Here is a 10,526-nt window from a genome sequence, read left to right as displayed (position 1 = left end):
ATGTCATACTTTTCTTTCATTTGACCCTTTATTTCTAATTTTGTATACTTCCCTCTAGTTATATATTTTCGATACGGAACAACTTCATATAGATGGGAGGAATTTTTCATGCTTCGTTATTCTCTTTTAGTTTTATCAGGAGCGTGTAGTTATGGAATTTTAGCTATTTTTGTTAAGCTTGCATATGCAGAAGGATTTTCACTTGGAGAGGTAATTGGCAGCCAATATTTGTTCGGTTGGATTATTTTGCTTGCTATTACACTTCTATTTTCTAGACATCGCGTTCCTTTAAAGCAAGCATTACTTTTATTCGTTGCAGGAACATCTGCAAGTTTTACCGGAATTTTTTATTATGCTTCATTAAAAACTGTACCAGCTTCTATTGCAATTATTCTTTTATTCCAATTCGTTTGGGTCGGAATTATCATTGAAGCAGTCGCAACAAAAACATTACCTTCAAGAGAAAAAGTTATTTCTGTTATTTTCTTACTTGTAGGGACATTTTTATCAAGTGGTTTACTTGAACAATCAGTAGGTGCTTTCGATACGACTGGGGTCATTTTAGGTTTATTATCTGCTGTTACATTCGCAACATACATTTTCGTAAGCGGAAAAGTTGCTGTTGAAGTACCTTCATTACCGCGCGGTGTTCTCTTAATGACTGGTGCTTTAACTTTAGTCATGATTGTATTCCCACCAACATTTATTTTTAATGGTGCCATTTCTCAAGGTCTTTGGAAATACGGTTTAGGATTAGGAACATTTAGTATCGTTATTCCATCTATTGCCTTTACAATCGGGATTCCAAAAATCGGTTCTGGCTTAGCGACTATTCTTGGTGCAGCGGAACTACCAGTTACAACAATTATGTCAGTATTCGTTTTAAAAGAGGCTGTACTATCTTCACAATGGTTCGGTGTATCACTTATATTAATTGGGATTGCAATCCCGCAAATTGCATACGCAATGCGTGGACGTTATCGTAAACATCATACGCATAAAAAAGTCGCAGCATAAAGTGAAACTTTAATTGGTTGAACCAATCGGGCTTTTATGGGATAAACGAGAGAGGATTTTCATTTGAGAATCCTCTCTTTTATTGTTGTATACTTATGATAAATATTTTGCTGAAGAAAGAAGGCATACTACATGGTATCTATTTCAAATCAACTAAAAGAAAAACTTATTTCCATCCGTCGACATTTACATGAGTATCCAGAACTATCATATGAAGAGTTCGAAACAACAAAAGCAATAAAAAATTGGTTAGAAGAAAAAAACATTACTATCATTGATTCCAATTTAGAAACAGGAATTATCGCTGAAGTGTCTGGTAATAAAAACGGACCAATTGTAGCAGTTCGTGCTGATATTGATGCCCTTCCTATTCAAGAAGAAACACATTTGTCCTATGCATCTAAAGTACGAGGGAAAATGCATGCTTGTGGACACGATTTTCATACAGCTGCTATTTTAGGTACTGCTTTCTTATTAAAAGAAAGAGAATCTTCCCTAAATGGAACGGTTCGCTTCATATTCCAACCAGCTGAAGAAAGTAGTAATGGCGCTTGCAAAGTTATTGATGCTGGACATTTACGTAATGTGCAAGCGATTTTCGGCATGCATAATAAACCTGATTTACCAATAGGTACAATTGGCATTAAAGATGGTCCACTGATGGCCGGAGTTGATCGATTTGAAATTGAAATTCACGGAGTTGGTACACACGCGGCTGTACCAGATGCTGGAGTAGATCCTATTGTCGCATCCTCTCAAATTGTGATGGCACTGCAAACAATTGTAAGCCGAAATATAAGTTCATCTCATAATGCAGTTGTTAGTGTTACAAATATTCATGCAGGAAATACGTGGAACGTGATTCCTGAAAAAGCTACGTTAGAAGGAACGATTCGCACATTCCAAGCTGAAACACGTGAAAAGATTCCAGCACTCATGGAGCGTATTATTAAAGGTGTATCTGATGCATTAGGTGTAAAAACGAAATTCCGTTTTTATTCAGGTCCTCCTGCTGTTCACAACGATAAAGCTCTTACAGACTTATCTACTCAAGTTGCCACAAAGATGAATCTTAATATCATCTCGCCTAGTCCGTCAATGGCTGGAGAAGATTTCTCATTTTACCAACAGGAAATACCAGGTTCATTCGTCTTTATGGGAACGAGCGGTACACATGAATGGCATCATCCTGCTTTTACAATTAATGAAGAGGCACTGCCTATAAGTGCAGAATACTTTGCTTTACTAGCCGAAAGAGCACTTAAACAATTCTCATAAAAAAAGCCGTTCAAAGTGCATCTCAGCACCCTGAACGGCTTTTCTTATTAAGTTAAATCACGTTTTAAAAACACAGTATATGAAATACATAAAAATACGAACAAATAAAGTAACAACATACATGATGCAAACGGGAATGTTACTCCATCAATAAAACTTCCATTCTTTGAAATACTATATAAATCTGTGTTTGCTGGCAATAAATATTTCGCCCAGTTATATCTAGTGGCTGCTAATAGCGCAATATTGCCTGATAAAGCAAGGAATAGTGAAATACCAATTGCACCTCCACTAGATCTTGTTAACACAGAAATCATAAATGCAAACGATGCGTACACAACCGTTGGTAACCACGATAAAACATAATATTTACTTGCTTCTACAAAAATGTTTTGTTTTATTATATTTCCATCTTGGAAAATAAACTCACTCCATGCAGGCTGTTGGAATTTATAAATAACAAGTCCACATAAAGCGGAGAAGATCATATTAAATATAAATAATAAAGCTGCAAATATAACAATTGCTAAAAATTTTGCTGTTAAAATTTTAAAGCGACTCGCTGGTCGTATCGTTAAAAATTTATATGTTCCCCAGCTATATTCATTCGCAAAAATTGTACTTGCATACACGAGGATAAATGGGAGCAAAATTGGAAATACGATAAAACCTGTATCTCTCATGAAAGAAAGTGGAGAACTGCTTGCCGGTGCTGTATCCGTATCTAAATGCTTCATCTTAAGCTGGTATTCTTTTACAAGCTCATCCCCTGATTTTTCTGCTAAAATAGCTTCTTTTTTCATGCCAAGCTTTTTCTCAATTTCTACAGTTCGTTCTGTATAATCTACTTTCCATCCTTTTGTTTCCGGTTCAAAATACTTTACCGTAACCCATCCTAATCCGATTATTAATACTGCAATAACTGCAAATGGAATAATCGTTCGCTTCCGCTTAAATATTTTATACAGTTCGTTATATACTAAATTAAACAATATCTTTTCCCCCTGTTAATTCTAAAAATTGCTCTTCTAACGTTTTTCTTTCTTCATATACACGATACACTTGAATATTTTTCTCAAGCAATGTACGAATAACATTTGGGATTTCTTCATCTTTTACATTAATAAGTAATTCATTATCTTTTACTAAAACATCATGCCCTAATATTTCTGCTGCTTTATTCGCATCATCTACACGTATACGGATCGTCTCCATCTCTTCGCTTTGGCTATGCTGAATATTTTGCGTAGCCACATATTCCCCGTGCTGAATAATGATAACTCTGTCACACATTAATTCAACTTCTGAAAGTAAGTGACTTGATACAAGTACAGCTTTTCCTTGTTCATGTGCAATTTTTTTTATGTACATTCTCATTTCATGTATTCCACTAGGGTCTAATCCATTTGTCGGTTCATCTAGTATCAACACGTCTGGATCGTGAATAAGTGCCTGAGCGATTCCTAAACGTTGTCTCATGCCGAGTGAATACGCTTTTACTTTACGATCAATTACTTGTCCCATCCCTAACAATTTCACTACTTCATCGATGCGTTCTTCGGTCACATTACCATTCATTCGTCCGAAATATGTTAAATTTTCATAGCCGCTCAAAAAAGGATAAAATTCAGGTGTCTCAATTACCGCTCCAATTTTCGCAGCTGTTTTTTCGAATTGCTGTTTCACAGATTGACCATCAATCCATACTTCACCTTCTGTCATACGGATCATACCAACCATCATTCTCATTAAAGTCGTTTTTCCAGCACCGTTTGGTCCGAGTAAACCGACAACCTCGCCTTTTTTCACTTCAAAACTAATATTTTGTACAAGTATCTTTGATCCGATTTGCTTCGTTAACCGATCGACTTTTACAATTGATTGTTCATTTGTCATTCTATACAACCTTTCCTTCCCATTCTTTGTCAGGTCTTTTCACTGTAACATGATTATTTTTATGTGTAAAATAGAAAAAAGCATGATTTCTCATGCCCTTTCTTTAAACCGCAACGAATTTCCATCTTTTAAATTTCGAACAAATCGATAACATTGCATCATCGATATTAAAACGACAGTCATCATAATTACACTAATAATTACAACTGCATATATTGTAATTGGCGCACTATTTATTCCTTGTATCCCTGCGACTTTCATAAAGATAACCGTGAATAATTTCAAAAATAGCATCCCATTAATTAATCCAAAAACAAATGCTGCTCCATAAATGAATAATTGCTCCTGACATAATACACATAGTACCTCTTTTCTTTTCATATTTTCTTCTACATAAGATATAAACTCCTCCCTCCTCACATGCAAAAGGGAGTACATCATTTTATATGTAGTAAAAATACATATGAAAATTAGTACAATAAAAAGTGTGTAAAAGTACATTTGAAATACAAATGCATTCCCTACTTTCAAAATAGCTCCTTCATTAAATTGTAACGATATCATAAAAAACAAAATCATAGTACTCATAGCAATCCACATAAATTGCTTCATCCTTTTGGTGGCAAATGTTATAATATTTTTTCTCGCTAACCGACATAAAGACATAAAATTCTTCCCCTACCTTATTACATACGCATTCTATACTACTAGTGTATAAAAATATGACATTTTAAACATCGCACTACAATCGGAATTTCTTCTAAGTCTTTAGTCCTAGAAAACGAAATGATAAAAAATCACATTTAGAATATAATTGTAAAAAGGAGGAGGTTGCATGCGTATAAAATTACTATCAATCTTGTGTTTATTATTACTCACAAGTTGTAGCCAAATAAAAAACAATGAAGTTGCCATTGTTGAGCCATACAAATTAACAAAAGAGCAAGCTTCTATTTTACAAATGACTCCTTTTCAAGAAGGAAATAGCATATTTTATAACGTTACACTTAAAAATGATAAAGATGAAATAAATGCTACAATTGATTATTATAACAATGGTAAGAAAACAAAAGAAATTGCTAATATAGCTACCTCACATTTTTCAAAAAAGAAAGTAAAGCTTTCTTTTTTACCACCACATTTCCAATTTGATAAAGATATACAAGAAAAAAGGCAGTGGTATCTGAATATTGAAGGTGGTTCAACACTTGTTCCTGAAGAAGCGCCACCAAGCGTAAATAGCTCTGCAACTACTACAATCCAATCTATAAAAAATTTAAAATACAATCAAAAAACAACTTTAGCTGCTGTAATCCAAACCAGTAAAGAAACTGTAAGCGCCCCTACAATTGACGAAGAAAAGGGTATTGATTTACTCTTAAAAGAAAATGAACACGTTTATCTATTTAGTATCGAGCTAAAAAAAGAACAATAAAGCGGAAATGCAACTTAAGTTGCATTTCCGCTTTATTGTTTAATAAGGTGTACTTTTATGGATTTGAATCAAATCCATTTTCTGTTACTACTATTACTCATCTTCTACTTCTATTCTTTTCTTCTCTCTTGCAATTTTTAAAAACTCTAGCAGCTCTGGATTACTATTCATTTTTTTGTAAGCCACTGACATTTCTGCAACGAAATTAGAATCATATAACTCTTTATATACAACTTCTGTTTTATATAACTTATTTGCCGACACGGGTATTACTGTAATTCCAATCCCTGCTGCTACAAGCCCCATAACTGTTTGATACTCTGTTGCTTCTTGTACAATACGTGGACTAAATCCAACTTCTCTACAAAGAGATAAAATTGTATCATACAAAGCTGGCCATACTGGTCTCGTAATAAATACAAACGGCTCATCTCGTAAATCTTCTATATGTATTTCATCTTTCTCTGCAAGTGGATGTGCCTTTGGTAAACACAAAGTGCAAGATAACCTTTGAATTGGCTCTAATTCTAATAATTGCGTTGGAATTGGTGGACGTAAAAAGCCAATATCGATACGGTTATCATGAAGTGCATGAACTTGATCTGGTGTTGACAATTCATGTAATGCAACAGACACTCTCGGAAATTTCTTTCTATATTCCCTAACAATTGATGGTAAAATATCATATATCGCCGCACCTACAAAACCAATTGAAAGTGATCCTACTTCTCCCCTTTGCGCACTTTGTGCAACTTCTACTGCTTTTTCAATTTGTTCAAACGCTTTTTTTACTTCTTTTAAAAACATTTCTCCTGCTTCTGTTAGTTCAACCTTTCTTTTCGTTCTTGAAAATAATGTAACTCCCATTTCTTTTTCTAATTGCTGTATTTGTTGACTAAGTGGTGGTTGTGTCATTTGTAAACGAGCAGCCGCCCGTCCAAAGTGTAACTCTTCTGCCACAACAACAAAATATTGCAAATGCCGTAATTCCATTTTTGGACACCCTTTTCACTTTCGATTAATATGTCTTATATATTAATAACATACAATTTATATATTAGACAAATATTTTGAATGAACGTATAGTAGAAATTGTTAATTCTTTTTTACAATTTTTATGTAACAAAAGAAAGAGGTGGTTACTGTATGAAATGGTGGAAGTTAAGCGGACAAATTTTATTACTATTTTGTTTCGCTTGGACAGGTGAATGGATTGCAAAACAGGCACACCTCCCAGTTCCAGGAAGTATAATCGGTATTTTCTTATTATTAATTTCATTAAAATTTAACCTAGTTAAAAAAGAATGGATACAGGACGGAGCAGATTTTTTATTAAAAGAACTTATTTTATTTTTCATCCCTTCTGCAGTCGCTGTCATACGTTACAGAGATACACTAACACAATATGGAATCGATCTCATTTTAATTATTATGATTAGCACTCTTTGCGTTACCTTAGTTACAGGACTTTTAACAGAATTGCTACTAAAGCGGAAAGGATCAACGCAATGATCGGATTTCTTTGTTTACTATTAACACTATTCACATATTGGCTATCAAAAAAAATGTATCAACGCTGGAATTGGAGTCTACTTTCTCCTCTTCTCGTCTGTCCCATTATTTTAATTGCTTTATTGCTCGGATTAGATACACCTTATGAAACATATGAATCTGGTGGTCATTGGTTAACTGAATTATTAAAACCCGCAACAGTTGCTTTTGCATGGCCAATCTATAAATACTTTGATTTATTAAAGAAACATGGAATGGCTATCTTACTTAATGTCATTGTCGGTTCGTTTTTATCAGTCATTACTTCAGCACTACTAGCAAATTATTTTCAAATTGATTCATCACTAGAACATAGTTTAGCGCCACATATCGTAACAACACCAATCGCAATGGCTATTTCAGAAATGATTGGTGGCATGTCACAATTAACTGCTGTATTTGTCGTTTTAACTGCCTTAACAGGAGCATTGCTCGGTCCTTCTCTCATACGTATTTGCCGTATTAAAACAGCAATCGCAAAAGGTATTATGTTAGGAACAAGCGCAAATGGAACCGGTACATCAAAAGCATTCGAAATCGGTCCTGTGGAAGGAACAATTGCAAGTTTATCTATGCTTTTAACAGCAGGCGCTAGTTTAGTTATCGTTCCGCTTTTCTTGTCTTGGATACATTAAAGAAGCAAGTATTTACATACTTGCTTCTTTATCTATATATTGGCACAGCAATTCATAATCCTCTGGAAAAGCTAAACACAATTGTTCAACTTCATGTATCCCTTTCCAAGCAATTTCATGTATTAACTCATCAGGATCTTGGATTTTCATATTACCGCCTATTTGTTTAACAAAATAATAATGGACATACACTGGAACACCGTATGTAATACCCTCTTTTTCATATATTTTATTTACAACTTCCACATTGTAACCTGTTTCTTCCCAAACTTCCCTAATACAACATTCTTCTAGTGTCTCCCCCTTTTCAAGTCCTCCACTTGGGACAGACCACCTTTTTTCTTCTCCCTCTTTGCCCTGCAGTACCATTAAAACTTCCTTTCTTTCATTTACACATACCGCTGCACTACCTATCCATCTCTCCATAAACATCCCTCCCCTACTAAAATTCGCCTTCTTTATTATTTTCCCCTTGAAAAAAGAGGAAAATAATAAAACAATGACGAAAAGTTACATCAACTTCATAGACAATCCCTTCTTAGAAATTAAAACTGGAAGGATGAAAATATGATTTCTAATTATGTTGTGGAATGTGTCTTTTGTGAAGAAAATCGAAAACCTCGCCAAGCTATTGTCACAGTTCCCGCCACTACTCAGCTACTAGCCCTTGAAAAAGTGCGCGCGGAATGCAAACGTCGCTTCGGAAAAACTGTATTATTGCAAACAGAAATTAAAGAAGAAATAATTTTCGAACAAAAAGAAAGCTGACCATAAATTGGTCAGCTTTCATATCCGATCATATTTTCACATGAAGATTAGGGGCATCCTCTTTAAGGATCGGGATTTTTCCATTATGTACGTTCCATAATGGTCATCGAACAATATATTTCTATACAATTAAATATTGAATAGAATAGGGCAAAACTTGTTCGCATTTTTAGAAAAGGGATAGGGATATAATTCAAGTAGTACTTCGAATACTCGAACTTTACACTCATAATATTAAAGCAAATCCTTTTATATGGGAAATATGAATTACCTATATAATTCATTCGTAAAATATATTAATAGTTTGCTATATTAATTTTATCTCGCTATTTGTAAGCAGTAACCCCCTACTGATTATAATTTCACTTTATTCCATCAATAGCATACACCCAGCTAAAACCGGTGTCATAATCATCGAAAACCTCAAAAGCGTTCGCGGTGCATAATTTGTAAACTTCGCGCCAATGTATGCCCCTAACATGGTCCCAATCAATACTTGCAATAACAATATATAATCTAAATATCCTTCCGAACTATATCCTAGCCCGCCTCCAATTGCAATCGGTAATATAACAAGCATTGTTGTCCCTACAGATTGCTGAATCGTTAGTCTCAATAGAACCATTAATCCAAGCTGAATAAACGGTGCAGAACCAATCCCAAATGAACCAGCCATCATTCCAGTAACTAATCCAAGGCATATACATTTCAACAAGTAGTTCATGGAAAACTCTTTATGCTTATATAAAGATGACTGTTCTTTGTTTTGGAACATAATTAATTTAATAAACATAAAAATTGCCGATAAAAATAACATCCCAGCTGTAAACCAATGAAGAAGATGTGCTGGTATAAGTGAACCAAATTTAGAACCAATATAAGAGCCAATTGCGCCAAATCCTCCAACAATCCCGCCTATAATAAATGCAACATTGCCTTCACGGTAATGACTGACAACACCTGATAATGTCGTAAATGCCATTGCAGTTAAAGATGTTGCAAGAGCAACATGAATAGGAATATGGAATACTAAAGTGAGTATCGCGATAATAAACCCAGCTCCTCCAGCTCCAACAAATCCTAATAAAATACCCATTACTAACATTGTTATAATAATTGCCACAGACTTTCCCTCCAGTAACACAATTATCCATCATATTTATCCTTACATACAAATAAAAAGCATCCTAGATGGATGCTTTTTATTTCAATGATATGTACTTAATCTTGATTAATCAAAATAACTGCTGGACCAGCGACCACCACTCCAGCTACTTCTATCTTTTCAAATTCCTTTACTGTAATAGAGATAACTCCTTCTCTTTCCATCAATTCTTTACTCAGGACATCAGTCGGGATTGCTTTCACCGTCTTACCTCCTTTTCATTTATACAATATGATAAAGTGAAACTTTAATGAGTGGGGTTTTTGTCCGTACTTATTAATTATTACCCCTCACCAATCGGACTAATAATCACCCAATGCATCTATATATATGCATCACCTCCGCTTTCATTCCTTATTCCACTCAAAAACCTTCTCCCCCTTCCGTGACATATTGAAAAATAAAAAAGAAGCTATAACATATAGCTTCCCTCTACGTTTCTTTAATCTTTATGCACCGTATATTCCATGACTTTTCCATCTCTATCAAATTGGAAAACAAGCTGTTCGCTATCTATTGGAATAAAGCCACGTTCAGTCCCAAGATAATACAAAGTGGTAACTCCTTCTTCCCCACTTCTCGTTTCCGTTGGAGCTCCTAACAATTGTATAATTTCTTCATTTGATTTCCCTATTAATTTATATTTTTGTAATAGATCATCTACCATATATACCCGCTTATCTGCATGATTTAACCATCTATTTTGATTAAACTTTGATGTATATTCATTTACACTTAGTTGTACAGTGCACACTATTAATGGTATGAGTGCTACTATTAA

At 34.4% G+C, this 10,526-nt stretch carries 14 protein-coding genes; 6 read left to right on the top strand and 8 right to left on the bottom strand.

The features are described from left to right. Nucleotides 1-108 precede the first annotated feature (108 nt). A complete protein-coding gene (locus ABWK52_RS20080; protein WP_006927404.1) occupies nucleotides 109-1,017 on the top strand; it encodes an EamA family transporter in 909 nt (302 codons plus the stop codon). Between the two features lie 132 nt (nucleotides 1,018-1,149). Then, nucleotides 1,150-2,295, top strand: coding sequence for a M20 peptidase aminoacylase family protein (locus ABWK52_RS20075; RefSeq protein WP_000253669.1), 1,146 nt, complete (start codon nucleotides 1,150-1,152; stop codon nucleotides 2,293-2,295). Between the two features lie 47 nt (nucleotides 2,296-2,342). Here the strand turns inward: ABWK52_RS20075 and ABWK52_RS20070 are convergent, their stop codons facing one another. The 3 genes from ABWK52_RS20070 to ABWK52_RS20060 form a co-directional block, all read right to left on the bottom strand. After that, nucleotides 2,343-3,287 (bottom strand): ABC transporter permease, encoded by a 945-nt coding sequence (locus ABWK52_RS20070; protein WP_000482759.1) that lies wholly within the window; start codon nucleotides 3,285-3,287, stop codon nucleotides 2,343-2,345. Further along, nucleotides 3,280-4,191: an ABC transporter ATP-binding protein gene (locus ABWK52_RS20065; RefSeq protein WP_000180616.1), complete on the bottom strand. Its 912-nt coding sequence runs from the start codon at nucleotides 4,189-4,191 to the stop codon at nucleotides 3,280-3,282. Before ABWK52_RS20065 ends, ABWK52_RS20070 begins: the two co-directional genes overlap by 8 nt. 90 nt (nucleotides 4,192-4,281) lie before the next feature. Beyond that, the gene (locus ABWK52_RS20060; RefSeq protein WP_000050601.1) at nucleotides 4,282-4,857 is read right to left on the bottom strand and encodes a hypothetical protein; all 576 of its coding nucleotides are present in this window, start codon (nucleotides 4,855-4,857) and stop codon (nucleotides 4,282-4,284) included. A gap of 169 nt (nucleotides 4,858-5,026) precedes the next feature. Between ABWK52_RS20060 and ABWK52_RS20055 the strand changes: the two genes are divergently transcribed. Next, a complete protein-coding gene (locus ABWK52_RS20055) occupies nucleotides 5,027-5,626 on the top strand; it encodes a histidine kinase (RefSeq protein WP_098542262.1) in 600 nt (199 codons plus the stop codon). Nucleotides 5,627-5,719: 93 nt separating this feature from the next. Here the strand turns inward: ABWK52_RS20055 and alsR are convergent, their stop codons facing one another. Beyond that, nucleotides 5,720-6,619, bottom strand: a complete 900-nt coding sequence (gene alsR, locus ABWK52_RS20050) for an acetoin biosynthesis transcriptional regulator AlsR (RefSeq protein ID WP_000423234.1) — start codon at nucleotides 6,617-6,619, stop codon at nucleotides 5,720-5,722. Between the two features lie 153 nt (nucleotides 6,620-6,772). Here alsR and ABWK52_RS20045 point away from each other — a divergent pair, with 153 nt between their 5' ends. Beyond that, nucleotides 6,773-7,138 carry a CidA/LrgA family holin-like protein gene (locus ABWK52_RS20045; protein WP_000872365.1) on the top strand — a complete coding sequence of 122 codons (366 nt, stop codon included), beginning with the start codon at nucleotides 6,773-6,775 and terminating at the stop codon, nucleotides 7,136-7,138. Continuing rightward, nucleotides 7,135-7,812: an LrgB family protein gene (locus ABWK52_RS20040; RefSeq protein WP_000578965.1), complete on the top strand. Its 678-nt coding sequence runs from the start codon at nucleotides 7,135-7,137 to the stop codon at nucleotides 7,810-7,812. Before ABWK52_RS20045 ends, ABWK52_RS20040 begins: the two co-directional genes overlap by 4 nt. A 12-nt stretch (nucleotides 7,813-7,824) precedes the next feature. Here the strand turns inward: ABWK52_RS20040 and ABWK52_RS20035 are convergent, their stop codons facing one another. After that, nucleotides 7,825-8,238, bottom strand: a complete 414-nt coding sequence (locus tag ABWK52_RS20035; RefSeq protein ID WP_000442977.1) for an NUDIX hydrolase — start codon at nucleotides 8,236-8,238, stop codon at nucleotides 7,825-7,827. Nucleotides 8,239-8,379: 141 nt separating this feature from the next. On the opposite strand from ABWK52_RS20035, the gene ABWK52_RS20030 reads away from it, so the two are divergent. Beyond that, the gene (locus ABWK52_RS20030) at nucleotides 8,380-8,580 is read left to right on the top strand and encodes a DUF3903 domain-containing protein (protein WP_000625226.1); all 201 of its coding nucleotides are present in this window, start codon (nucleotides 8,380-8,382) and stop codon (nucleotides 8,578-8,580) included. 367 nt (nucleotides 8,581-8,947) lie between these two features. Here ABWK52_RS20030 and ABWK52_RS20025 read toward each other — a convergent pair whose 3' ends face one another. The 3 genes from ABWK52_RS20025 to ABWK52_RS20015 form a co-directional block, all read right to left on the bottom strand. Further along, nucleotides 8,948-9,703 carry a sulfite exporter TauE/SafE family protein gene (locus ABWK52_RS20025; RefSeq protein WP_000974655.1) on the bottom strand — a complete coding sequence of 252 codons (756 nt, stop codon included), beginning with the start codon at nucleotides 9,701-9,703 and terminating at the stop codon, nucleotides 8,948-8,950. A 98-nt stretch (nucleotides 9,704-9,801) separates the two neighbouring features. Beyond that, nucleotides 9,802-9,948 carry a BC1881 family protein gene (locus ABWK52_RS20020; protein ID WP_000644411.1) on the bottom strand — a complete coding sequence of 49 codons (147 nt, stop codon included), beginning with the start codon at nucleotides 9,946-9,948 and terminating at the stop codon, nucleotides 9,802-9,804. A 239-nt stretch (nucleotides 9,949-10,187) separates the two neighbouring features. Then, nucleotides 10,188-10,526: hypothetical protein (locus tag ABWK52_RS20015; protein ID WP_353772096.1), on the bottom strand; the 339-nt coding region annotated here is incomplete at its 5' end.

The sequence above is a fragment of the Bacillus sp. AP50 genome, from assembly GCF_040492675.1.
Taxonomy (GTDB): domain Bacteria; phylum Bacillota; class Bacilli; order Bacillales; family Bacillaceae_G; genus Bacillus_A; species Bacillus_A cereus.
The sequence above is the reverse complement of the archived record's forward strand: the minus strand, read 5'-3'. Positions and strand labels throughout refer to the sequence as shown.

Coding starts and splice junctions, on each gene's coding strand:
- ABWK52_RS20045 (WP_000872365.1), top strand. CDS start 6,773: ATGAAATGGTGGAAGTTAAGCGGACAAATTTTATTACTATTTTGTTTC.
- alsR (WP_000423234.1), bottom strand. CDS start 6,619: ATGGAATTACGGCATTTGCAATATTTTGTTGTTGTGGCAGAAGAGTTA.
- ABWK52_RS20030 (WP_000625226.1), top strand. CDS start 8,380: ATGATTTCTAATTATGTTGTGGAATGTGTCTTTTGTGAAGAAAATCGA.
- ABWK52_RS20040 (WP_000578965.1), top strand. CDS start 7,135: ATGATCGGATTTCTTTGTTTACTATTAACACTATTCACATATTGGCTA.
- ABWK52_RS20080 (WP_006927404.1), top strand. CDS start 109: ATGCTTCGTTATTCTCTTTTAGTTTTATCAGGAGCGTGTAGTTATGGA.
- ABWK52_RS20060 (WP_000050601.1), bottom strand. CDS start 4,857: ATGTCTTTATGTCGGTTAGCGAGAAAAAATATTATAACATTTGCCACC.
- ABWK52_RS20035 (WP_000442977.1), bottom strand. CDS start 8,238: ATGGAGAGATGGATAGGTAGTGCAGCGGTATGTGTAAATGAAAGAAAG.
- ABWK52_RS20065 (WP_000180616.1), bottom strand. CDS start 4,191: ATGACAAATGAACAATCAATTGTAAAAGTCGATCGGTTAACGAAGCAA.
- ABWK52_RS20075 (WP_000253669.1), top strand. CDS start 1,150: ATGGTATCTATTTCAAATCAACTAAAAGAAAAACTTATTTCCATCCGT.
- ABWK52_RS20055 (WP_098542262.1), top strand. CDS start 5,027: ATGCGTATAAAATTACTATCAATCTTGTGTTTATTATTACTCACAAGT.